The organism is Agrobacterium sp. DKPNP3, assembly GCF_052686535.1.
In genome coordinates, this window is sequence record NZ_JBQYSN010000007.1 from 12,793 (window position 1) to 37,194 (window position 24,402).

The 24,402-nt window shown below is 57.0% G+C and carries 21 protein-coding genes; 4 read left to right on the top strand and 17 right to left on the bottom strand.

Annotation, left to right across the window (positions count from 1 at the left end; genetic code table 11):
* The 5 genes from ACUTJJ_RS03415 to ACUTJJ_RS03435 all read right to left on the bottom strand — a co-directional run bounded on the left by ACUTJJ_RS03415 (position 1) and on the right by ACUTJJ_RS03435 (position 5,515).
* Positions 1–822 (bottom strand): amidohydrolase family protein, encoded by an 822-nt coding sequence (locus ACUTJJ_RS03415; RefSeq protein WP_445541304.1) that lies wholly within the window; start codon positions 820–822, stop codon positions 1–3.
* A gap of 4 nt (positions 823–826) precedes the next feature.
* Positions 827–1,840, bottom strand: coding sequence for an aldo/keto reductase (locus tag ACUTJJ_RS03420; RefSeq protein WP_445541305.1), 1,014 nt, complete (start codon positions 1,838–1,840; stop codon positions 827–829).
* A gap of 61 nt (positions 1,841–1,901) precedes the next feature.
* Positions 1,902–2,843, bottom strand: coding sequence for an ABC transporter substrate-binding protein (locus ACUTJJ_RS03425; protein WP_063951544.1), 942 nt, complete (start codon positions 2,841–2,843; stop codon positions 1,902–1,904).
* A 75-nt stretch (positions 2,844–2,918) separates the two neighbouring features.
* A complete protein-coding gene (locus ACUTJJ_RS03430) occupies positions 2,919–3,941 on the bottom strand; it encodes an ABC transporter permease (RefSeq protein WP_063951545.1) in 1,023 nt (340 codons plus the stop codon).
* An 8-nt stretch (positions 3,942–3,949) separates the two neighbouring features.
* Positions 3,950–5,515, bottom strand: a complete 1,566-nt coding sequence (locus ACUTJJ_RS03435; RefSeq protein ID WP_445541306.1) for a sugar ABC transporter ATP-binding protein — start codon at positions 5,513–5,515, stop codon at positions 3,950–3,952.
* A gap of 253 nt (positions 5,516–5,768) precedes the next feature.
* Between ACUTJJ_RS03435 and ACUTJJ_RS03440 the strand changes: the two genes are divergently transcribed.
* Both ACUTJJ_RS03440 and ACUTJJ_RS03445 read left to right on the top strand, forming a co-directional pair.
* Positions 5,769–6,461, top strand: a complete 693-nt coding sequence (locus tag ACUTJJ_RS03440; protein WP_445541307.1) for a FadR/GntR family transcriptional regulator — start codon at positions 5,769–5,771, stop codon at positions 6,459–6,461.
* Between the two features lie 42 nt (positions 6,462–6,503).
* Positions 6,504–8,036 (top strand): UxaA family hydrolase, encoded by a 1,533-nt coding sequence (locus ACUTJJ_RS03445; protein ID WP_445541308.1) that lies wholly within the window; start codon positions 6,504–6,506, stop codon positions 8,034–8,036.
* Positions 8,037–8,123: 87 nt separating this feature from the next.
* Here the strand turns inward: ACUTJJ_RS03445 and purH are convergent, their stop codons facing one another.
* The 4 genes from purH to htpX all read right to left on the bottom strand — a co-directional run bounded on the left by purH (position 8,124) and on the right by htpX (position 14,029).
* A complete protein-coding gene (purH, locus tag ACUTJJ_RS03450; RefSeq protein WP_445541309.1) occupies positions 8,124–9,740 on the bottom strand; it encodes a bifunctional phosphoribosylaminoimidazolecarboxamide formyltransferase/IMP cyclohydrolase in 1,617 nt (538 codons plus the stop codon).
* A gap of 148 nt (positions 9,741–9,888) precedes the next feature.
* Complete coding sequence (locus ACUTJJ_RS03455) at positions 9,889–11,556, bottom strand: heparinase II/III family protein (RefSeq protein ID WP_445541337.1); 1,668 nt, start codon at positions 11,554–11,556, stop codon at positions 9,889–9,891.
* Between the two features lie 125 nt (positions 11,557–11,681).
* Positions 11,682–13,067, bottom strand: a complete 1,386-nt coding sequence (locus ACUTJJ_RS03460) for an RsmB/NOP family class I SAM-dependent RNA methyltransferase (protein WP_445541310.1) — start codon at positions 13,065–13,067, stop codon at positions 11,682–11,684.
* A complete protein-coding gene (htpX, locus tag ACUTJJ_RS03465; protein WP_445541311.1) occupies positions 13,064–14,029 on the bottom strand; it encodes a zinc metalloprotease HtpX in 966 nt (321 codons plus the stop codon). The genes ACUTJJ_RS03460 and htpX overlap by 4 nt, the downstream gene beginning before the upstream one ends.
* Positions 14,030–14,146: 117 nt before the next feature.
* Here htpX and ACUTJJ_RS03470 point away from each other — a divergent pair, with 117 nt between their 5' ends.
* On the top strand, positions 14,147–14,359 hold the full coding sequence (locus tag ACUTJJ_RS03470) for a DUF1674 domain-containing protein (RefSeq protein ID WP_445541312.1): 213 nt from the start codon (positions 14,147–14,149) through the stop codon (positions 14,357–14,359).
* Between the two features lie 59 nt (positions 14,360–14,418).
* Here the strand turns inward: ACUTJJ_RS03470 and ACUTJJ_RS03475 are convergent, their stop codons facing one another.
* From ACUTJJ_RS03475 to hemE, 8 genes are all read right to left on the bottom strand, one after another.
* Entirely contained in the window at positions 14,419–15,300 is an 882-nt protein-coding gene (locus ACUTJJ_RS03475) for a ParB/RepB/Spo0J family partition protein (RefSeq protein ID WP_063951553.1), read from the bottom strand.
* 31 nt (positions 15,301–15,331) lie between these two features.
* A complete protein-coding gene (locus ACUTJJ_RS03480; RefSeq protein WP_445541313.1) occupies positions 15,332–16,126 on the bottom strand; it encodes a ParA family protein in 795 nt (264 codons plus the stop codon).
* Positions 16,127–16,145: 19 nt separating this feature from the next.
* Positions 16,146–16,763 (bottom strand): 16S rRNA (guanine(527)-N(7))-methyltransferase RsmG, encoded by a 618-nt coding sequence (rsmG, locus tag ACUTJJ_RS03485; RefSeq protein WP_445541314.1) that lies wholly within the window; start codon positions 16,761–16,763, stop codon positions 16,146–16,148.
* A gap of 11 nt (positions 16,764–16,774) precedes the next feature.
* Positions 16,775–18,658, bottom strand: coding sequence for a tRNA uridine-5-carboxymethylaminomethyl(34) synthesis enzyme MnmG (gene mnmG / locus ACUTJJ_RS03490; protein ID WP_445541315.1), 1,884 nt, complete (start codon positions 18,656–18,658; stop codon positions 16,775–16,777).
* 58 nt (positions 18,659–18,716) lie between these two features.
* Positions 18,717–20,045: a tRNA uridine-5-carboxymethylaminomethyl(34) synthesis GTPase MnmE gene (mnmE, locus tag ACUTJJ_RS03495; RefSeq protein ID WP_445541316.1), complete on the bottom strand. Its 1,329-nt coding sequence runs from the start codon at positions 20,043–20,045 to the stop codon at positions 18,717–18,719.
* A gap of 86 nt (positions 20,046–20,131) precedes the next feature.
* The gene (gene rho, locus ACUTJJ_RS03500; protein WP_004444236.1) at positions 20,132–21,397 is read right to left on the bottom strand and encodes a transcription termination factor Rho; all 1,266 of its coding nucleotides are present in this window, start codon (positions 21,395–21,397) and stop codon (positions 20,132–20,134) included.
* A 186-nt stretch (positions 21,398–21,583) separates the two neighbouring features.
* A complete protein-coding gene (gene hemJ / locus ACUTJJ_RS03505; RefSeq protein ID WP_296069590.1) occupies positions 21,584–22,129 on the bottom strand; it encodes a protoporphyrinogen oxidase HemJ in 546 nt (181 codons plus the stop codon).
* Positions 22,126–23,160, bottom strand: coding sequence for a uroporphyrinogen decarboxylase (gene hemE / locus ACUTJJ_RS03510; RefSeq protein WP_445541317.1), 1,035 nt, complete (start codon positions 23,158–23,160; stop codon positions 22,126–22,128). The genes hemJ and hemE overlap by 4 nt, the downstream gene beginning before the upstream one ends.
* A gap of 408 nt (positions 23,161–23,568) precedes the next feature.
* On the opposite strand from hemE, the gene ACUTJJ_RS03515 reads away from it, so the two are divergent.
* Positions 23,569–24,390 carry a pyruvate, water dikinase regulatory protein gene (locus ACUTJJ_RS03515; protein ID WP_063951559.1) on the top strand — a complete coding sequence of 274 codons (822 nt, stop codon included), beginning with the start codon at positions 23,569–23,571 and terminating at the stop codon, positions 24,388–24,390.
* Positions 24,391–24,402: the final 12 nt, after the last annotated feature.

Consider the following 24,402-nt stretch of genomic DNA (forward strand, 5'->3'; position numbering starts at 1 on the left):
TCACCTGTCAGTAAGGGAGTAAAAACGAATGGCGTTGCCGCCGAAAACTGCCGCATGGTCCTTGGCCGGCACGACATCACGGCAGAAATCCAGCCAGCCCTGATAGTCACCCGCAAGGCGCAGCACGGGCCAGTCACTGCCGAAGATCACGCGATCGCCACCGAATAGGTCCATGATGGTCTCGGCATAGGGCCGCACCGCTTCCGGGCGCTGCTCACCACGCTCGGTGAGCAGGCCAGACAGCTTGCAATGGACATTGCGAAGGGCAGAGAGAGCCGCCATATCGCGCCGCCAGTCACTATAGTGACCAGTGGCAATCAGAGGCTTCGCGCCATGATCGATAATAACAGGCAATTCTGGATGTCTGCGCGCGAAGGAGAGGAGATGCGGCAGATTGGGCGGCAGGACCAGCGCGTCAAACACCAGACCGTGCTTCACAAGCGCTTCAACGGCAGCATCCAACGCGGGATCGTCAATCCAGGCGACGTCTTCCATGCCCTGCAGCATGGGGCGCACGCCCTTGAAGGCAGGGTGTTTCGCCCGGCGGGCGATCTCCGCGGTCACTCCGGCAGACTTCATATCCACCCAGCCGACCACACCCTTGATAAAATCGGTCTTTTCCGCCAGCGCCAGCATGAAATCCGTGTCGGCCGCAGTCTCCATCGTCTGCACCAGCACCGTGCCGGAAACCCCGGCGGCATCAAGCAATGGCGACAGATCGGGCGGAAGAAAATCCCGGTAGATGGCGGCGAGCGATGGCGGCGGCCATTGCCCGGCGCGATCCTTCATCAGCCAGAAATGCTGGTGGGCGTCGATTAGCATTGCCTCAGGCCTTTCCGCCGGGCACGGGCGCACCGTCGGCAATCAGGCCGCGCTTGTGCAGCTCGGACCAGAATTCATCCGGGATGGACTGCTCGAACCATTCGATATTGGAAGCGAGCTGCTGTGCATTGCGCGCTCCTGAAACAACCGTGACCGACGCCGGATGGGCGAGCGGAAACTGAAGTGCGGCGGCCTGAAGCGAGACACCCAGCTCCTCGCAGACGTTGTGCAGCGCGTCCACGCGCTTGAGGATATCGGCAGGCGCATCGGCATAATTGAATTTGCGGTTGCCAGCGAGAATGCCGGAATTGAAAGCGCCGGCGACAACGATGGCGACGCCGCTTTCAGCGCAGCGGTTCATGAAAGCAAGGCTTTGCTGTTCGAGCAGCGTATAACGGCCTGCCAGCATGGCGACATCGATATCGAAAACATCCATGGCGTCATTGATGATTTCCCATTCGTTGACGCCGAGGCCGACAGCCCCGGTCGACCCTTCCTCGCGCAACTTACCAAGCGCACGGAAACCGCCGCCGTTGGTCAGCTGTTCCCAGTAGTGCCGATGTTTTTCGCCATGGGTATGAGAACCGATATCGTGCACATAAAGAATATCCGGCTTCAGGATACCCAGCCGCTGCTGGCTTGCCTCGAAGGAGCGCAGAATACCGTCATAGGAATAATCATAGACCGGGCGGAACGGCAGGGGCGCGATATAGGCATCCTCCTCCGGACCCACTGTTTCATCCGGCACCATGACACGGCCGACCTTGGTGCTGAGCGTATAGTCGCCGCGATCATGCTCGGTCACCATCGTGCCCAGGCGACGCTCCGACCGCGTATAACCGTAAAACGGCGCGGTATCGAAATAACGCATGCCGCTCTCCCACGCCTTATCGAAAGCGCCCTTGGACTCTTCATAGGGCGTGACGCGGTAGAGATTGCCCATCTGGGCGCAACCGAGGCCCATGACGGTGACGTCAACAGCGCGGCGCGGCAATTTACGTGTATCGGAGACTTTCATCGCAGGGACTTTCCAGTTTTTGGAAGGACGCGCCGCCGCAAAGCGGCGCGCCATCACGCAATCAGTAGAGAACGTTCTTGGCTTCCGGCTTTTCGATGTTGTCCTTGGTGACAACAACGACGCCGGTGTCGACGAACTTCTCGACCTTCTCCTTGTTGATGAGCTTCGTCACGGTTTCCACGCCCTTTTCGCCCATCTGGTACGAACCCTGAACGACGATGCCGGCCAGCGTGCCGTCCTTGACGAAGTTCTGGAGGTCCTGGTTACCGTCAAAGCCGATTGCAACGACCTTACCGGCCTTGCCGGACTGGGCAAGCGCGCGGCCAACACCGATGGCAGTCGGCTCATTGGCGCCGAAGATGCCCTTCAGGTCGGAATTGGCGGCCAGAACGTCGGTGGTCTGGTTCAGCGCCGTCGCCATCTGCGACTGCGAATAGAACGGCCCAACGATCTGAAGCTTCGAATGCATCTGGATGTAATCGGTGAAACCGCCAACGCGGCCGATTTCGGAACCGGCACCGGCGACATAGGACATGACGGCAATCTTGCCTTCCGTGCCGACCTTGTCGATCAGCGCCTGCGCGGCCAGTTCGCCGGCTTTCTTGTTATCGGTCGCCAGGAACGACTGATAATATTGCTCCGAACCCTTGGCGAGCTGCGAGTCGATCAGAACCACCGGGATACGGGCTTCCCAGGCCTTCTTGACGGCAGGCACCAGCGCATCCGGATCGGAAGGCGCCAGAACGATGCCCGCAACCTTACGGTTGATGGCATTTTCGACCATGTTGACCTGGTCGGCAATCGCCGATTCGGCGGCCGGGCCCTGGAAGGTCATGGTGTTGCCGGAGGAATTCTTCATCGCCGCGTCAGCACCCTTCTGGACGTTCTGCCAGAAGGTGGAGTTGACGGTCTTGACGATGACGGCGATTTCACCGGCCTGCACGGTGGAAACGCTCCACAGCGCGATTGCGGATGTCAGAAGGGCAGTCGTAATTTTCTTCATTTCTTCCTCCGTGATGTCGGCATCCGGGCCTCCCCTGCCGATCTTGTTTGCGGAAAGGGTCCGCAGCCCTTTTGATCAGCGGCGGTTGCGCAGCTGGTCGATCCAGACGGTGACCAGAATGACGAGGCCGATGATGATCTGTTGCGTGAAGGCGGAAACGCCGTTCATATTGAGGCCGTTACGCAAAATGCCGATGACAAAGGCGCCGATGGCCGTGCCGGAAATCGTGCCCACGCCGCCAATCAGCGACGTGCCGCCGATGACCGCACTGGCAATGGCATCCAGCTCATACATCACACCTTCGTTCGGTTGGGCGGTGACGAGGCGGGACATCAAGACGCAGCCCGTTAGACCGGCAAGCGTGCCCGACAGAATGTAGGTAAAGTTGGTAACACGGGCGACATTGACGCCGGACAGGCGCGCCGCGTCCGCATTGGAGCCCACGGCATAGATATGGCGACCGAGGATGGAGCGGTTGAGCATGAAGGACACTGCAAGCGCAATCACCACCATCAGGATGACCGGATAGGGAATGCCGGGAAATACGACATTCGGAAAGCCGTCATCACCGATAGTGACGATTCGGAACAGGGCGCCGTTGCCGAGTTCACCGAAGGATTCGCCAAGGCCGGATACGGCGCGCGCACCGGTAATCTGCAACGCCACACCACGCGCAATCAGCATCATGCCGAGCGTTGCGATGAAGGGCGGCAGCTTGAAGCGCGTGACGAGAAGGCCATTGATGAGCCCGCAGAGAGAGCCTGTCAGAATGCCGAGCAGCATGCCGACCGGCACCGGCATGCCGAGTTCCTTCACCGCCAGAGCGGCAACCACACCGGCAAGCGCTAGAACCGAACCGACGGAAAGATCGATGCCGCCGGTGATGATAACACAGGTGGCACCAATGCCGAGCAGCGCAATGGAAGTCACCTGCAGCGCAATCGTCATACCGTTGTTGACGGTAAAGAAGGCGTTGCTGGTCGCGGAGAAGACCGCAACCAGCGCAAACAGGCTGCCGAGCGCGGCAAATTTCTGGATGATGTCCTTCTGGCGATCGCTGACGGCGAAGCCCTTCTTGGGTTCTGCAATATTGGCCATGTCGTTCCTCACTGCGCGGCCCGGCCGTAACCGGACGCATACCGCATGATTTCTTCTTGATTGGTTTTGGCGGTTTCGAGCACGCCGGTGATACGGCCCTGATGGAACACCGCGATACGATCTGTCAGCCCCAGAATTTCCGGCAGCTCCGAGCTGATGAGAATGACGCCGATGCCCTGTGCGGCCAGTTCGTCCATGATCTTGTAGATCGCAAACTTCGCGCCGACATCGATGCCGCGCGTCGGCTCGTCGAAGAACAGGATGCGCGACTGACGGAACAGCCATTTGCCGATGATGATTTTCTGCTGGTTGCCGCCCGAAAGCAGCCGCACCGTCTGCTCGATCGAGGGGGTGCGGATATTCAGAAGGTCGACGTAGCGCTTGGTGACCTCATCGTGCTTCTTGAAGTCGATCAGCCCAAAACGGTTGGAAAGTTGGCCGAGATTGGCAAGCGTCGTATTGGCCGCCACCGACATCTTGATGGCAAGGCCGTCGCTTTTGCGGTCTTCCGAGAGATAGGCAATGCCCTCTTCAATCGCATCCTGCGGTGAATTGATCGACAGCTCGAGCCCATTGAAAACGATCTTGCCGGCATCCAGAGGATCGGCACCGAAAATGGCGCGAGCAACTTCCGTTCGACCCGCACCCATAAGGCCGGCGAAACCGAGGATTTCGCCGCGCCGTAGCGAAAAACTGACGTCACTGAACACGCCATTACGGGTCAGCCCTTCGACGGAAAAGAGAATATCGTCCGTCGGGCGCGAGGTTCGCTCGGGGAATTTGTCCTCCAGCGAACGCCCCACCATTCGCGTGACGATGTCATCAACAGTGATCGAGGCGAATTCATCGGTCGAAATATAACGTCCGTCGCGCAGCACCGTCACACGATCGACGATCTCTGCCATTTCATCCAGACGGTGGGAGATATAGACGATGCCGACTCCCGACGCCTTGAGGTCTCTGATGACCTTGAACAGAAGTCGGGTTTCCTGCTCGGTCAGCGAAGAGGTCGGCTCATCCATGATGAGCACTTCGGCATCGAGAGAGAGCGCCTTGGCGATTTCCACCATCTGACACTGAGCGACCGATAGGCCGCGGACGATCTGGTCGGGGTCGATATCGACACCCAGCCGGTCGAGACAGCGTTTGGCATCCAGCCGAAGCTTCTTGCGGTCGACGAGAAAACCGCGACGTGGTTCACGCGCAAGGTAGATATTTTCGGCAACGGAGAGATGCGGAACGAGGTTGAGTTCCTGATGGATAATGGCGATGCCGGCGGCTTCGGATTCCAGCGGAGATGCGTATTGCACCTTCACGCCCTTGTGCAGAATCGTCCCGTCACTTGGCTGATAAACCCCGCTGATGATCTTCATCAGCGTCGATTTCCCGGCTCCATTCTCACCACATACGGCATGCACTTCGCCACTGCGCAGGTCGAAATGCACATTGGACAGTGCTTTGACGCCGGGAAATTCCTTGCTGATATTTTCAAGACGCAGGAGGCTCGAACGTTCCACGCGCGCCATCTCCTCTGGCGAATAGTCGCCACGAATTGTCGATGCGCCCTGCGACATCTGGAAACCTCCACCCTGTTCCCCGCTCCACCGGGGTCATGAACAGGGCAAATGGTTAGGCCGGTTTTTTACGATGGTCAAGCCAATTTCTCCGGATTTGATCTAGCACCGTTTTGCATCCTCTTAACCAAGTCACAAATCTCGTATATTTACCCCATATATTCAAGTATTTATGTAATTCCTTGCGTATCGAGGCGCTTGGCGTTACGGTAAGGCCAAATATGAACTACAGACGGGACGCTTCGAGAAGCAGATGAGTGGTCAGGCCAAAATAGCGGAGCCGCGCAGGCTTTATCAACAGATTGCGGACCAGATACGGGAGCTCATCGACGGCGGTGAATTCGTACCCGGCACGCGCCTTCCCGCGGAAAGGGAGCTGGCCCAGAAGCTCGGCGTCTCGCGGCCTTCCCTGCGGGAGGCGTTGATTGCACTCGAAATCGACAACACCGTTGAAATCCGCATGGGCTCGGGCGTCTATGTCTCGGCGGAAGCGCTCCAGACGGCCCATCACACGAAATCGCTCGGCGACAGCCCTTCCGAACTGATGCAGGCACGCGCTGCGCTGGAAGGTGCGACGATCGTGTTGGCCGCCAGCCGCATGACCGATGAGACAATTGCCACCCTTCGCCAGATACTCAATACGATGCAGAAAGAAATAGAGTCCGGTCGCAAACCGCTGGATCAGGACCGGTCGTTTCACGTCACCATCGCCGAACAATCCGGCAACAGCGTTCTGGCGCGGATGGTGGCGAGCCTCTTCGATGAGCGCCACAGCCCGATTTCGGCCCAGTTCCGGGTGAAGTTTGAAGACCGGGATACTTGGACGCAGGCCCTTCAGGAACATGAAGCCATTCTGGCAGCACTGGAACTCAAGGACCCGCTGCTCGCGCAGGCGGCCATGCATATCCATCTTGAAGGCTCGAAGAGGCGCTGGGTCGAAAACTGATCCGGAAACATAGCAGACAATATTTCGGGAGGAGGATAACCCGTGAGTGAGAATTCCGAGGCAACCATTTTGCTTAACGCCAACGACAATGTCGCGGTGGCGCGTCGGTCAATCCCGGCCGGTGGCGCGACGGGCAGGGGCGATCTGGCGGCGCTCGAGCTGATCGGTCGCGGGCACAAGGTGGCCCTCAAGCTGATCAGATCGGGCGAAGAAGTGCTCAAATACGGCCAGGTCATCGGCATCGCCACGCAGGACATCGAGCCTGGCCGACACGTGCACCTGCACAATCTTTCCATGGTGCCTTCAGAACACGCGCACCAGTTCAGTGTCGATATCGAAGAAAAAGGCATGTTGCCCGAAGGCGAGCGTCGGACCTTCATGGGTTACGACCGCGGCATAGGCGGCGTCGGAACGCGCAACTACATCGGCGTCATCGCATCGGTGAACTGTTCCGCCACGGTGTCGCGCTACATCGCCGATTATTTCAACAAACAGGGCGGACTTGACGGCTTCGACAATGTCGATGGCGTCGTCGCACTGACCCATGGCGGCGGCTGCGCGTTGAACACCAAATCGGAAGGCTACCGTCTGCTGATCCGCACCATCCAAGGCTATGCCCGCCATCCGAATTTCGGCGGCATTCTGTTGATCGGCTTGGGTTGCGAGACCAACCAGATTGCCCCCATCCTCGAACACTACAAGATGGAGGAGGGTGAGCGGCTGCGGACCATGACAATTCAACAACATGGCGGCACACGAAAGACGATCGATGCGGCGATTGCCGAGATCAAAGCCATGCTGCCGATGGTCAATGCCGCCCGTCGTACCGAGCAACCGCTCTCCAAGCTGAAAGTCGCGCTGGAATGCGGAGGCTCAGACGGCTATTCCGGTATCTCCGCCAATCCGGCTCTGGGTTATGCATCAGATCTTATCGTGCGCAATGGCGGCACGACCGTGCTTTCCGAGACGCCTGAAATCTATGGCGCCGAGCACCTGCTGACAAAACGGGCCGTCACGCCCGCGGTCGCCGAAAAGCTGCTGCAGCGCATCGATTGGTGGCGCGATTATACCGCCCGCAACGGCGACGAGTTAAACAACAACCCTTCCCATGGCAACAAGCTTGGCGGCCTGACCACAATCCTGGAAAAGTCACTTGGCGCGGTCGCCAAAGGGGGATCGATGCCGCTGAAGGCGGTTTATGAGTTTGCCGAAACCGTGACGGAACAGGGTTTCGTCTTCATGGATACGCCAGGCTATGACCCCGTTGCCGTCACCGGCCAGGTCGCGGGCGGCTGCAACGTCATTTGTTTCACCACCGGCCGTGGCTCGGTGTCGGGCTTCAAGCCGTCACCCTGCATCAAGATCGCCACCAATTCCGAAATGTATGAGCACATGAAGGAAGACATGGATATCAATTGCGGGGAAATCGTTACCGGCAATGAAACGATCGAAGAATCCGGCAAACGAATTTTTGAACATATTCTCGCGGTGGCTTCCGGTGACAAGACGGTGAGCGAGATTTACGATTACGGGGACAACGAATTTGTGCCGTGGCAGGTGGGCGCCGTTACCTGAAACGGCGGCCCAGGTACTGTCCCACGTGAAACAAGAATGGCCCGGAAATCGCTTTCCGGGCCATTGTCATTCCTGTCTGGTCCGCGCTTAGTGGCGGAAGTGACGCATGCCGGTAAAGACCATCGCCACGTTATGCTCGTTGGCGGCGTCAATCACGTCCTGATCGCGCATCGAGCCGCCCGGTTGAATGACCGCCGTAGCGCCCGCAGCGATGGCAGCAAGCAAGCCATCCGCAAAGGGATAAAACGCCTCGGAAGCGACCGCGGAACCACGCGTCAGGGGTTCGGTCAGGCCGAGCGCCTTCGCAGCATCTTCCGCCTTCTGAGCCGCGATACGGGCCGAATCGACGCGGCTCATCTGGCCGGCGCCGATACCAGCCGTCTGGCCGTCCTTTGCGTAGATCACGGCATTGGATTTCACATGCTTGGCGATCTTGAAGGCGAACTTCATGTCCTCAAGCTCCTGCGCGGTCGGCGCACGCTTGGTCACCACCTTGAGTTCGAGGTCCTCGACCATGCCATTGTCACGGCTCTGCACCAGCAGGCCGCCGGAAACGGTCTTCGCGGTCAGGCCAGCCGCGCGCGGATCTGGCAGGCCACCGGCGGCCAGAAGGCGCAGGTTCGGCTTGCGGGCGATGATCGACTTGGCTTCCTCGGTTACGTCAGGCGCGATGATGACTTCGGTGAATAGCTTGACGATCTCTTCCGCCGTTTCGGCATCGAGCGTGCGGTTCAGGGCAATGACGCCACCAAAGGCGGAAACGGAATCGCAAGCCAGCGCCCGCCGATAGGCTTCGGCAAGGGTCGGGCCGGTCGCAACGCCGCAGGGATTGGCGTGTTTGATGATGGCGACGGCTGGCGAATTTTCCGGCAGGAACTCCGCCACCAACTCGTAAGCCGCATCCGTATCATTGATGTTGTTGTAGGAGAGCTGCTTGCCCTGCAGAAGCGTTGCGGTCGCAACGCCGGGGCGCTTCTCACCGGTCAGGTAGAAACCGGCGCTTTGATGCGGGTTTTCACCGTAACGCATCTTTTCCTTCAGTACGCCGCCAATGGCGCGGTAATCGGGCGTCTCAATTGCCAGTGCTTCTGCAAACCAGTTGGAAATCATTGCATCGTAGGCAGCCGTGCGGGCGTAGGCCTTGGCGGCGAAACGCTGGCGCAGCGCATAGGAGGTCTGTCCGTCATCAGCCTGGAGGGCTTCGACCAGCGCCGGGTAGTCGGAAGGATCGGTAACGACGGTGACATAGGCATGATTCTTGGCGGAAGCGCGGATCATAGCCGGGCCGCCAATATCGATATTCTCGACCGTCGTCGGATAATCGCCACCCTTGGCGCGCACTTCCTCGAAGGGGTAGAGATTGATAACTGAAAGATCGATCGCCTCGATACCATGCGCCTTCATGGCCTCGACATGATCAGCGTCGTCGCGGATCGCCAGTAGCCCGCCATGAACATTCGGATGCAGGGTCTTGACGCGACCATCCATAATCTCAGGGAAATTCGTAATGTCCGAGACATCCGTCACCGGAAGGCCAGCCTCAGCGATGGCCTTTGCCGTACCGCCGGTCGAAAGCAGCTTGACGCCAAGCTTGGAAAGCACCGTCGCCAGCTCGATAATGTCCGTCTTGTCAGACACGGATAGAAGCGCCGTACGGATTTTAACCTTATCAGGGGCGGGAATTTTTTTGGACACGACGGCCATCAGGCATACTCCGTTTCGCAGGGAGGGCAGGCTGGAATGGAAATGATCCAGCAATTGCCGCCGCGTTAACATAGCTTACCAGATTAATAAACAGAGAGGATGACGAAGGACAAAAACTATGCCGTTTTTACCCTTTGGAATAACGTCTTCAGGCCTTCCTTTCGAGAAGCCAGCGGATCTCGCGCGTGTTGACAAGGTTGAAGGGTAATTCAATCTGCTGCGACGGGCGCATGCCGGACGCATCCGCCATGAAAACATCCTCCGTTATGAAGAGCTCCAGCCCGGGCGCTGAAAGCAGCCATGTCGTGCCGTCGCCAGCCTCCAGATATACCGACTCCTCGTCTCGCGGATGAAGCTGAATATGTGGATGGATGTGGAAGCGTGAAACGGCCGACACCGATTGCAACTGCTCCTTTGCCGCGGCCCCGTCGGCGCGGAGCAGGTCGCGTCCCTTGATCTTCGTACCAGCGGCGTTCAATTCAATTTCACGTTCATGGTAGCAGCCAAAGTTCTGCACATAGCCGTCGTGAGCGGCCCAGAGGACATCGTTACCGTTGGCGTCTGTGCTACGCCGGCTATCGACATGGCTGACGCCAGATACCATAATAGGGCCGAGGAGCCGCGAGCGCGAAAGCCTGCTGGAGGACGTGTCCGCCAGCGTGACGGTAGAGTGCGCCGCCGTTGACCTGCTCGCCCGTTGATATTCCGGCGCAGCGTTTCGCGGAAAGCCTGAGTTGACGATGAACCGGTTCTTGCCGCAGGACATCTCGAACGACAGACAGCCCGAATGCGCCTGGCGGGAAAGTTCCGCGGAGCCCGGATGACCGGTATCAATGATGACGACGGTGTCATCCGTGGCAAGCCGATGGTAATTCACATCCGGCAGGACTTTCGATGGCCGACCGGCCGTTTCGTCATATCGCAGCACGGAAACGAGCTCGCTGGCAAGCGTCGCCGTGGCACCATTGAACAGCGCGAGATCACCACCCTGGTGACGGAAAAACCGGATAGCCGGGAACATACGATCGATCGCGGGAACAAGACCAGAAGGAAGGTCGTGTCCGAGATTGATGTAGCTTTGGCGCAGCGGCAGGAGGTCGAGCAGCAAATCCAGTATGACGCGTGGATTGCGGGAGACATGGCCCCCATCGGGGAGAATCTGGCGTTCCATTTCCTGAGCCAGCTTCACGCCATTGCGGTTTATACGGGATAGGCGTGTTGGCATGGCGATGGAGGCCATGGCGAGGGCAATCCTGATCTTCAGTCGCGCTTCCCCATCCGGCGCGTGTTTGGCGATCCTTTCAAGGTAACGAACATGAAGGCCAAGGCTTTTCAGGAAACGGCGATAGAAGCCCGCGTCGGCCTCGAATAACACCACCGGCGAGTGGGAGAGCCAGGCAATTAACCTCTGCGCGGCAATTTCCGGTGACCACGCGGTACCTGTAAGCCGCTTGCCGTGAAATCCCATCCATTCCGCAACAATTCGCCGGGCACCTTTGCAAGCTTCGCTGGATTTATCGGAGCGAATGTGGCGCAACCAACTGAACGCGTGCAGCCTCTCTTCAAAAACCGCTGAAGGGTACTCAATTTGAAACGGCGATGCGCCGCCGGTCTCGACAACTCGCCCCGCAAGCGCGATACGGCCCCTTAAAAGTTCCTCCGCGAAATAAGGGTCGATCGCCCTCAGATCCGTCGGCGCCGCCACCAGCCCTGCCGGCACTCGATTGGCGAACCGAGAAAGATGCAGGCGCAATGGCGCGAGGCCGACACACAGATGACGATACGCCATCCGCGACAGAAGACCGGCGGCATTCATGCTGCCTGCGAAGGACCCTAACAAGCTGTGTTTCCCGTTTCACATGTTTTGTTTTTATCAGTGAACCGCGACGACCGGAACGTTTTCGATAAATATCTAATGATTCGCGAGAGCTTCGCTTTTTTCTACTTCTTACGCAAGACACTGCTAAAAAAGCCGTCTACACCGCCGAACATGTCCGGCGTCGTGCGAAGATCGCCATCTCTGTTGACGGCCGCCTCCATGCCCGGCCAATCCTCAGCGCGAACGGCAACCCGCTCGAAATCATGATTTTCAGCCAGGACAGCGTCGATCACCTCTTCTCCCTCTGAGGGATCGAGCGAGCAGTTGGAGAAGACAACAAGACCGCCGGGACCCACAAAGGTCAGCGCGTGCCGCAGCATCTGACCCTGTAGCGCCGCGAGTTTGGCGATATCGTTTTCATCCTTCGTCCAGCAGACATCCGGATGTTTGCGAAGTGTGCCGGTGGAAGAGCAGGGGGCATCGAGGAGAACCGCGTCAAAAAGCTCTTCCGGTTGATACTTCAGCATGTTGACCTCAACCGTCTCGGCATGCAGGCCAAGTCGGTCGAGATTTTCCTTCAAACGCCGGAGACGATTGCCGGACTGGTCCAATGCCGTCACATTGGCGCCAGCCAATGCAAGCTGCGCAGTCTTCCCACCGGGTGCCGCACAGAGGTCGGCGACACGCTTACCGGACACATCGCCCATGAGCTTGATGGGCAGACTGGCCGCGAGATCCTGCACCCACCATGCCCCCTCGGCAAAACCTTCCAATGAAGGGATTTGCCCTTCAAACGCGCCCAGCCGCACGCTGCCGTTCGGCATGAGCGTTCCACCAAGCTTCTCTGCCCACAGAGCCGGATCAGCTTTAACGGTCAGATCAATGGAGGAAGGCGTCAGCTGGGCGTGCGAAATCAGTTTCGCCGTTTCCTCTCCATAGGCTGAAACAAGCCGCGCATAGAACCACGGCGGCAGAACGGGCACATCCGCAACGGCCTTTTCAATCTCCGCCTTCTCGCGACCAAGCCTTCTGAGAACGGCATTCACCAGCTTCACAAAGCGACGGTTGCGCGGATCGCGGTGAGCCTGTTCGACGGCGAGATCGACAGCGGAATGATCCGGTACATCAAGATAGAGCATCTGCGCCGCACCAACGACGAGCACATGGTGAAGCGACCTTGCGCCCTGCGGTAGCGGTCCATCAAGCAGCATCGACAGCGCCGTTTCGATGCGGGGGAGATGACGAAGCGCGCTGTTAACGATTGCCCGGACCAAGGCCCGGTCGGCAATCGAGAGGGCGCGATAGACGGGGTTGCCATTTTCACTATCGAGCATGCCGTCCAGCGATGTTTTCTTTTCCAGAACGGCTGCCAGAATGCGGGTGGCGGCAACGCGTGCGGACAGACCAGGCTTATCCTGGAAAGACGAAGGGCCGTCTTCACGGCCCCTTCCATGCGCTGGCTTTGACCTGTTTGATCGCGCCTGCTTGTTCTTCGTATCGGATGTCAAGACCACGGTCCCTTGCGCTCGTTTTCATTGCCACGTCCCCAGCCTGTGTTCGGGACGGAGCCTGATTTGCGCAGAGGTCTACCATCCGTTGCCGGCGGCGTCGATCCTCGCGGCGAAAACTCCTGGGCCATGGCATGCAGCGCCGCAACGCGGTTTTCTGTATTTGGATGCGTGGAAAACAGATTGTCCATGCGCTCGCCCGAGAGGGGGTTAATGATGAACATATGTGCCGTTGCCGGATTGCGCTCGGCGTCGTCATTGTGAATCTGTCGGGCCATGCCTGAGATCTTCTGCAGCGCCGAAGCAAGCCAAAGAGGGTTCCCGCAAATTTCAGCGCCACGGCGATCGGCGGAATATTCGCGCGTGCGGCTGATCGCCATCTGCACCAGCATAGCTGCCAAGGGCGCGACAATCATTGCAACCAGAACGCCGATAAAGCCGAGGGGATTGTTGCTGTTTTCCCTGTTTCCACCGAAGAGGAACGCAAAGTTTCCCAGCATCGAAATCGCGCCCGCGAGCGTGGCGGTAATCGTCATCGTCAGTGTGTCCCGGTTCTGGACATGGGCGAGTTCATGCGCCATGACGCCAGCCACCTCCTCCGGCGTCAGCCGCTCCAAGAGACCGGTGGAGGCCGCAACCGCCGCGTTCTGGGGATTCCTGCCTGTCGCGAAGGCGTTTGGCTGCGGGCTGTCGTAAATGTAGACCTTCGGCATTGGCAGGCTGGCGTTCCGTGACAGATCACGAATCATGTGAAAAAACTCGGGCGCATTCGCCTCGTCAATTTCCCGAGCACGATAGGCCGAAAGCACCATCTTGTCGGAATTCCAGTAGGAGAAAAGGTTCATGCCGGCCGCAATTACAAGCGCGATCATCATGCCGCCCTTGCCGCCGATCAGAAAACCGACACCCATGAACAATGCGGTCATGAACGCCAGAAGCATCGCCGTGCGCATCATGTTCATCCGTCAATTTCTCCCTGACACCATGGCTGGAATAATCCGGGGTTTGATTGGCCCCACATTTTCTATAATCTGGGATGCGGCAACTATATTTCAATATCCCGTCATTGGGAGGATTTCATGCAGAATGCAGATAACGACAATGCCTCGGCTCGGAATACGGATGACGCTAGAGAGCTTCCACCGGCAGCGCAAAGAGCCCTGAAGGAAGCTGAGGAGCGTCGCGGGCAACAGGCTGACCTTCAATTGCCCCCGGAGACCGGTGGCCGTGGGGGCGCGGAACCAGTACGCTTTGGCGATTATGAAATAAAAGGTCGCGCAATCGATTTTTGACTGACTAAAATGGAAATACCCGCCATAAGCGGGTATTTTATAATAATATCAGATACTTATCATTTTTGCTCGAGAAGCCTGCATACCGCTTCGAGTTGCTCCAAGGTGCGATAGCTGATGCGAATCTGACCCGAGCCGCCTTTGTGGTTGATCTTCACATCGAGTCCAAGCGCGTCGGATAGGCTCCGCTCAAGGGCGACCGTATCCGAATCCTTTTCAACGGCAGGACGTTTCTCGCCGCCATCGCCCTGGGATTTGATGTCATTCTGCGCGAGGCGTTCGGCGTCGCGAACAGAAAGCCCTTTGGCTACGATTGTCTTGGCGAGCGTGGACGGATCAGAGGTCGACACAAGTGCCCGGGCGTGCCCGGCCGAGAGCGAGCCGTCCGCCAGCATATCCCGGACCGGGTCGGGAAGCTTCAAAAGACGAAGACTATTGGCGACATGGCTTCGGCTCTTGCCGATGATTTCTCCGAGGTCGTTCTGGGTATAACCGTGCTCGGCAATCAGCTGCTCATATCCCATCGCTTCTTCGAGGGGATTGAGGTCTGACCGCTGGACGTTTTCGACGATGGCCAGTTCAAGCGCGGTGCGATCATCGACATCGCGAACAATGACGGGGACCTCCGTAAAGCCCGCGAGCTGGGCCGCGCGCCATCGTCTTTCACCTGCAATGATCTCGTATCTGTTGGTTGCAACTGTTCTTACAACCACAGGCTGAACAATACCGTGCTGCCGGATTGACGCCGCAAGATCCTGAAGCTCATTCTCATCAAAGTGACGCCGCGGGTTTCTTTGGCTTCGGGCAATGAACTCGATTGGTATCGTGCGGTCTGGACTGACAGCGCGCGGCGGCTCCCCAACCGGAACTGGCTGGTCCATTTCCCCGATCAGTGCGGCGAGGCCACGTCCCAAACGGCGCTTCGAGAGATCATCACTCATAAAATATTACTCCATACACTCCCAACAAAGGTCACGCTGCTCTGCGCAGACGCTCCCTTTGGATCACTTCGGATGCCAGCTGCAGATAGGCCTGGCTACCGGCGCATTTCAAATCATAGAGAATGGCCGGTTTACCATAAGATGGCGCTTCCGAGACACGTACATTTCGCGGAATGAGGGTGTGATAAACCTTCTCACCCAGATGTGAGCGCACATCTGAGACAACCTGCTGCGCCAGATTGTTTCGACCATCGAACATCGTAAGGACGATGCCTTGGATGTCGAGCTGTGGATTTATCGATGAGCGGATTTGGCTAACCGTATCGAGCAACTGACTCAGCCCTTCAAGCGCGAAAAACTCGCATTGAAGCGGCACCAGAACCGAATGAGCCGCCGTCATCGCGTTCATGGTCAGGAGATTAAAAGAAGGCGGGCAGTCAACGAGAATATAGGAATATCCTCTAGCCTCGGGGGTCTCCATCGCTGAGCGCAGTAGAAAGACGCGGTTGGAAACATTCGCGACTTCCATTTCAAACCCGAGCAAATCCATGGTCGACGGAACAATGTCGAGATTCGGTACGGCGGTCGGGACAGCCACATCCGCAACACCATAGTCCCCAACCAGAAGATCATAGGAAGAAAGCTTACGCTCTTTGCGATCGATGCCCAGACCCGTGCTCGCATTCCCCTGGGGATCAAGGTCGACAATCAGGACTCGCTCGCCAATGGCAGCAAGCGCCGTCGCGAGATTAATGGCTGTGGTTGTTTTACCAACGCCGCCTTTTTGATTTGCGACTGCGATAATTCGATTTTTTTCAAAAGTCATGCCGCACCTGGCCAGCTCGTCAGCGCCTCAAAGCGAGGTTGCTGATTTCAAGAACAACAGAATCTGCCTCAATGGCACTCTGGTGTTTTATCAGATCGAACTGCCAACGACCATGCGCTTTCTGCACTTCGGATTCATAATCCCGTCCTTTATTGAAAAAGGCTTTGAGATCAGAATTTTTCTCTGCCCAGGGATGAATATACTCTAAAAGTAGGTCCAGTTCGGCCAGCGCCCGTGCCGAGACCGCGTCGCAACTTTCGATCGTCTGAGGCGCCGTTTCAATTCTTACGGGGTGGACGGCGCCGCGGGCACCCGTTTCTTTCAGAGCGATACGCAAGAACGCGGCTTTTTTATTGTTGCTCTCAACCAGATCAACCCAGCCATCGCCCAGTTCCGCAAAGAAAATTGCCGTTATCACACCGGGGAATCCACCGCCACTGCCGAGATCAATCCATCTTTGAGGTACAGAACAGAGCTGAAATATTTGCGCGCTGTCCGCCACATGACGACTCCAGAGCTCTGTGAGCGTTGAGGGCGCAACCAGATTTGTGGTTTTGTTCCACTTCTTGAAAAGTTCGACAAAATGCTCGAGTCTCTCTTGTGTTTCACGTGAAACACTCTGGCCGTTTATATTCATAATTTGACTCGTTATGGGTGCATGCGCAACTTCATATCGGCTGCTTCTGAGTTCTTCCGAAGCAGTGCGAGCAGAAGCGATATAGCAGCGGGAGTCATGCCGTCAACACGAGCAGCCTGGGCGATATTCTCTGGACGCGCTTTTTCCAGCTTTTGTTTCAATTCGTTGGAAAGACCCGAAAGGTTCTTGAAGTCGAAATCAGACGGAATCTTACGGTCTTCATCGCGCCTGATATCGATAATATCCGCGTTCTGTCGTTGCATATAAACTGCGTAGCTAGCTTCGATTTCAAGGACCTCTGCCAGCTTCTTGTCCAGCGCCGCCAATTCAGGCCAGAGAGCGGAAAGCGTATCGACCGTCATGTCAGGATAGGCGAGCAGCTCGTAAGCCGAACGACGTTGACCATCCTGGTTGAGCTTCAATCCCTGTTTAGCCGCCTGCGAAGGGCTGATCGTCAATCCCTTCATTACCTCGCGGCCATGGTCGAGGTCGGCGATGAAATCAGCAAATCGCCTTCTCCTTGCTTCGCCGACAATTCCAGCACGCAGGCCGAGCGGAGTCAGTCTCATGTCTGCATTATCCACACGCAGCGAGAGACGATACTCGGCTCTTGACGTGAACATTCGGTAGGGCTCACTAACGCCCTTGGATGTCAGGTCGTCGATCATGACACCGATGTAAGATTCGGTGCGGCTAAAGTAGATCGGATCACCGCCGCCGGCACAAAGTGAGGCATTGAGGCCGGCAACAAGCCCCTGCGCCCCTGCCTCTTCGTAGCCGGTCGTGCCGTTAATCTGCCCGGCCAGGAACAGCCCCGGGATCTTCCTGCATTCCAGGGACGGCTTTAATTCCCGAGGATCGACATAATCATATTCAATCGCATAACCCGGCTGAAGAATGGAAACACGCTCAAGGCCGGGTATCGTTCGGATAAACTCTTCCTGGACAGACGCGGGGAGGGACGTCGATATGCCGTTCGGATAAATTGTATGATCGTCCAATCCTTCGGGCTCCAGAAAAATCTGGTGGCCATCGCGTTCGCCGAAACGGGTAATCTTATCCTCGATGGAGGGACAATAGCGGGGACCGACACCTTCGATCTGGCCCGAATACATCGCGGACAAATGAATATTGTCCTGTATGACCTTGTGGCCCGCCGGTGTCGTCCGCGTCACACCACACTCGATCTGCGGATTGAGAATACGGTCTGTCATGAACGAAAAGGGCACGGGGTGTTCATCGGCACCCTGCCGGTCCACGGCTTCCCAGTCGATTGTCAGCCCATCGAGGCGTGCGGGAGTGCCGGTCTTCAGACGGCCCATGGTCAGTCCCAGGCGCGCCAAGGTATCAGATAGACCGAGAGACGGTAGCTCGCCAGCGCGACCCGCAGGGATCTTTTCGGCGCCGATATGGATGAGGCCCCGCAAGAAAGTTCCGCTCGTCAGAACAACCGCGCCACATCGAATCCGGCTACCATTCTTCATCATAACGGCGGACGCGCGGCCTTCGACCATTTCGATATCGAAGGCATCACCTTCAATAATCGTCAGGTTTTCGGTCAGGACGATCTCATGCTGCATTGCCTCGCGGTAGAGGCGGCGGTCAGCTTGCGTGCGCGGTCCGCGGACAGCTGGTCCCTTCTTGCGGTTGAGCATACGAAACTGAATTCCAGCAGCGTCAGCGACCCGGCCCATCAGCCCGTCGAGCGCATCTATCTCGCGCACGAGATGTCCTTTGCCTAGACCGCCGATGGCGGGATTGCAGGACATGACGCCAATTGTATCGCGTTTATGAGTGATCAGCGCAGTCTTTGCGCCATGTCTTGCTGCCGCTGCAGCCGCTTCGCTACCGGCGTGGCCGCCGCCAATTACCACAACATCGAATGACTGGTGCATGTTCTTACGTCCTGGTCTGCCGTGTTCACCAACCATGAGGTACAATGTTTCACGTGAATCATTTTCCTATGCAGAATTCCGAGAAAATAACGCCAAGCAAATCTTCAACGTCGACACGGCCTGTAATCCGGCCCAGGGAGGTGGCGGCAAGCCTTAAATATTCAGACCTTATTGCAAGATCGGAACCTTCGGAATCGAGCGCATCACTAACATAAATGAGCGTCTCTTCAAGTCGTTTTTTGTGGCGTGCTCGGGTAGGAACCAGCGTCTGGCCAGCGCCAAGACTGTTTTCGATCTCCGCGCGCAGCCTCCCACGCAATTCATCCAGTCCTATCCCTTCCATTGCAGACACAAAAAGATCGAACGTTCCACAATGAGTCCCAGAGCGGAGGGCGGTCTTCGTTCTTAAAAGCAAGGTTTGCTCATGAGGGACGTTGAAGAGTTGTTTCGGAGGCGAATCGTTGTCCGAAAGGATCAGGATAAGATCGGCGGTTTCCGCCGTGAAAATAGCGCGCCGCACCCCTTCCTGCTCGACAACATCCTGGGTTTCGCGAATTCCGGCCGTATCGAACAGGCGGACGAGGTAGCCATCGAGATTGATATCGACAGTCAACACGTCGCGAGTTGTGCCAGCAATATCCGTGACAATGGCAATGTCGCGCCCACTGAGCGCGTTCAGAAGCGTCGATTTTCCGGCATTCGGCGCACCGACAAGGGCAACCTTAAAACCGTCTCGTATGATCTCGCCTGTGTTACCGGCCGTCAAATGCCTCTGCATCTCGTCCTTTAGTGCAGCCACCGAGTCCCACACCTGCGACGCTACAGAATCGGGAACATCTTCTTCATCGGCAAAATCGAGTTCTGCTTCAATAAAAGCGCGAGCGCGGGTCAGGCGCTCGGCCCAACCGTCATAGAGCGCCGACAATCGACCGGTGCTTTGCTCCACGGCCAGCCGCCGCTGCATTTCCGTTTCGGCCTGGAGGAGGTCAGCCAGACCTTCGACTTCCAGTAGATCCATCTTCCCATTTTCAAACGCGCGAAGTGAAAACTCGCCAGCGTCGGCCGGGCGCAGCGCGTCAAGGCGTCCTAGCTCGTTCGAAATGGCCGCGATGACGGCACGGCTGCCGTGACTATGGATCTCGACGCAGTCTTCGCCCGTAAACGAGTTGGGTGCGGGGAACGTGATTACCAGAGCCTGATCGATGACCCCACCATTTCGATCCCGAATCGAACGGAGCGCCGCCTTCCGCGGCGGTGGCAGCTCTCCGTCAATCAGAATTACCAACGCATCAAATGCCCTTGGCCCGCTGAGGCGAAGGACAGCAACACCCGACGGCAATGCGCCGCTTGAAAGAGCATAGATCGTATCGGCAGAAGCGGGCATCATCACCTCGGTCTAAAACAGTCAAGCCGCATCCGAATGAACGAATGCGGCTTTCAGAACTGACATGGAGAATCCGGCTAAACTCCGGATCAGGTGTTCATTGACTCGAAGAAATCGGAATTGTTCTTGGTTTGCTTCAGCTTGTCGATCAGGAACTCGATGGCATCCATCGTGCCCATCGGCGCGAGAATACGACGCAGAACGAAAATCTTTTGAAGATCCTGTCGCGGCACAAGAAGGTCTTCCTTACGCGTACCGGACTTCAGGATATCCAGCGCCGGGAAGATACGTTTGTCGGCGACCTTGCGGTCGAGCACGATTTCGGAGTTACCCGTTCCCTTGAATTCTTCGAAGATGACTTCGTCCATGCGGCTGCCGGTATCGATCAACGCCGTCGCAATAATCGTCAGCGAGCCACCTTCTTCGATATTACGCGCAGCACCGAAGAAGCGCTTGGGACGTTGCAGCGCGTTGGCGTCGACACCGCCGGTCAGAACCTTACCAGAGGAGGGAACGACGGTGTTATAGGCGCGACCAAGGCGCGTGATGGAATCGAGCAGAATGACGACGTCACGGCCATGTTCAACGAGGCGCTTTGCCTTTTCGATGACCATTTCAGCGACCTGCACGTGCCGAACTGCCGGTTCGTCAAAGGTGGAGGACACAACCTCACCCTTCACCGAGCGCTGCATGTCGGTCACTTCTTCCGGGCGCTCATCGATCAGGAGAACGATCAGATAACATTCAGGATGATTTGCAGTGATCGAATGGGCGATGTTCTGCAACAGGACCGTCTTACCGGTGCGCGGCGGCGCCACGATCAGTCCGCGCTGACCCTTGCCGAGCGGTGCAACGAGATCGATGACACGCGATGACAGGTCCTTCGAGGTCGGAACATCGAGTTCCATCTTGAAGCGCTCATTAGGGTAAAGCGGTGTCAGATTATCGAAGTGAACCTTGTGGCGAATCTTTTCCGGGTCATCGAAATTGATCGTGTTGACCTTCAGAAGCGCGAAATAGCGCTCGCCTTCCTTCGGGCCACGGATCGGCCCTTCGACTGTATCACCGGTTTTCAGCGAAAAGCGGCGAATCTGCGAGGGCGAGATATAAATATCGTCCGGGCCAGGAAGATAGTTTGCATTCGCGGAACGCAGGAAGCCAAATCCGTCCTGCAGAACTTCAACGACGCCTTCGCCGATGATTTCGATGTCCTGGCTCGCGAGAACCTTAAGGATTGCGAACATGAGCTCCTGCTTACGCATAGTGCTCGCATTTTCAACTTCCAGGGATTCAGCAAAAGTCAGCAAGTCGGTAGGCGATTTGCTCTTAAGTTCCTGAAGCTTCATTTCAGCCATGAAGAGAAGACCGTTTGATAATGTAATGTCGGGGGAGGGCGTGTTCGCGAATCAGATGCTGTGGGAAAGACCGCAGATGACTGAATAATTCACATGCCACGAAGATGAGTGGGCTGAAAATAGCGATTGAACACGTTCCCCGCAAGAGGAAAGCACGAATTCCGCGAAATTTATCGTCTGACCGGCCTAACCAAAAGGTTTCACAACCACAAGTATGACAATCAGGATCATCAGCAGGGTTGGAACTTCATTCATCAACCGCCAGTGACGGGCAGGTCTCGTGTTTTCATCCCGCGCAAACCGTTTCGCACTCCGCGTGAAATACACATGCGCCCCGGTCAATAGAACGACCAATCCAATCTTGGCATGCAGCCAGCCACCGGAAAATCCGTAGACCGACCACGCGAGGTAGAGGCCGAGAACCCAGGATATCATCATCGCAGGGTTCATGATGACCCTGATCAGCCGCTGCTCCATCACCTTGAAGGTTTCGGACTGTTGCGAACCGGCGGGCGCATCCGTGTGATAAATGAAAAGCCGCGGCAGATAAAAAATCGCTGCCATCCAGGAAATCACGGCGATGATGTGAAGCGCCTTGATCCAGAGATAAAGATCGGCCGGATCTGCGTATAATAACAACACTATGAACGCCAGGAAGACGCCAAGCGCGATGCCGGCACGCAAGGCCGCCCTGTTGCCGGAACGGGTGGATGTCTGTTTTTCGGCGCTCATGCCGAAGCTCCATTGCCACGCACCCGCTGCACCAGCCGCGTCACGTTTTCCGGGTCCGCCTGCGGCGTAATGCCATGGCCGAGATTGAAAATCAGCGGGCCCTGTCCCAGCGCCTGCAGCACGGCGTCAATACCATCCTGCAAAGCCTTTCCGCCCGCCACCATCAGCATCGGGTCCAGATTGCCCTGGACAGGACCTTCCTTCTGCAACTCGGCTGCAAAGCTTAATGGAACTGACCAGTCGAGCCCAATTGCATCAGCGCCTGTCTTGGAGCGATAGTCCTTCAGCAGGTAACCGGCGCCCTTGGCGAAAGCGATGATCCGCGCATTGGGCCGGCGGGCACGCACGGACCCGATAATCCGGGCAACCGGCTTTACCGCGTAGTCCTCAAATTCCTTTTCGCCGAGAACGCCCGCCCAGGAATCGAAAATCTGCACGGCATCAGCGCCCGCATCGATCTGCGCCACGAGATAGTCGGCAGACACCTCAGCCAGAAACGCCAGCAGCTTTTCCATGGCGGCACGTTCCTGATAACCGAAGAGCCGCGCCGGTGCCTGATCCGGCGTGCCATGGCCAGCGATCATATAGGTCGCGACCGTCCAGGGAGCGCCACAGAAGCCGAGAAGAGTGGTTTCATCCGGCAAGCTTTTGCGTAATCGCGAAACCGTTTCGAAGACAGGTGACAGATGCGTCATGACGCCAGATGCATCGAGACTGGCTATCCCGGTGACATCGATCGGGTCCATCGCTGGCCCTTTCCCTTCAGTGAAGGAAACGTTGCGATGCAGCGCGTCGGGGATGACAAGAATATCGGAGAAGAGAATGGCTGCATCCAACCCGAACCGGCGTATCGGCTGAAGAGTGACTTCCGTCGCCAGTTCGGGGTTATAACAGAGGTCGAGGAAACTTCCCGCTGTCTTGCGCGTTTCACGATACTCTGGGAGATACCGCCCGGCCTGGCGCATCAGCCATATGGGTGGCGGCGTGACCGTCTCACCGTTCAACACCGTCATTACCTTACGTTCACTCATGGCACCAAGCTTCCAAAAAATAAAATCAAAGAGATTTAAAAGATTTTCTATTTCTTAGAGTCTGTGAGTAGCAAGGATTAAAATCGTTCCAGCTGAAATGCCGCAGGACGCCATTTGATGAGAGAAGTGCAAGGAACATCCGGCCACGCTTTCAAGGCTTAATGGTGAAAAGCGATTTAACATAATATTTTCAGTCAGTTGATCAAATCCTTTTGCCGACGCTGCCTGTGAATGACCTGTGGAAAGTTTCCGACAGTTTTCGGTTCTTCCAACAATTCACAGGCTTGGCAAGAACGATTGCAGCCACTTGCGGATTGTGGAAAAACACCACCTTATTCACGTCGCGGTTCGGCCCGCAGGACGATTCAGGGATTTGTCCCGGTTTATCAACAGCGGGAGAAAAACAGCGTGGAGAACAAAAAAAGCTTCTTCCATCTGCACTTGATTTCGGACTCAACAGGAGAGACTCTGATGTCGGCGGGTCGCGCCGTATCCGCCCAGTTCCATGCTTCCATGCCGGTGGAACATGTCTACCCGATGATCCGCAATCAGAAACAGCTCGCGCAGGTGGTTGATCTGATCGACAAGGAACCCGGCATCGTTCTCTACACCATTGTTGATCAGCAACTGGCGGAGTTTCTGGATTTGCGGTGCCACGCGATCGGCGTGCCCTGCGTCAACGTACTGGAACCCATTATCGGCATCTTCCAGAGTTATCTTGGGGCACCATCTAGGCGCCGGGTGGGCGCACAGCACGCGCTGAACGCCGATTATTTTGCCCGTATCGAAGCGCTCAATTTCGCGATGGACCATGATGACGGACAGATGCCGGAAAATTACGATGAAGCCGATGTCATCATTATCGGCATCAGCCGCACGTCGAAGACGCCAACGAGTATCTATCTCGCCAACAGGGGTATTAAGACAGCCAACATTCCCGTCGTGCCCGATGTGCCATTGCCAGAAAGTCTTTATGCCGCCACCCGACCGCTGATCGTGGGACTAGTAGCGACGTCGGACCGTATTTCTCAGGTGCGTGGAAATCGGGAGCTGGGCACAACTGGCGGGTTCGACAGCGGTCGCTATACCGATCGCGCCACGATCATGGAAGAACTCAAATACGCACGCGCGCTGTGCGCACGCAACAATTGGCCGCTCATCGATGTCACGCGCCGTTCGATAGAGGAAACGGCGGCCGCAATCCTTGCCCTTCGCCCAAGGACGCGATAATCCGAATCCCAT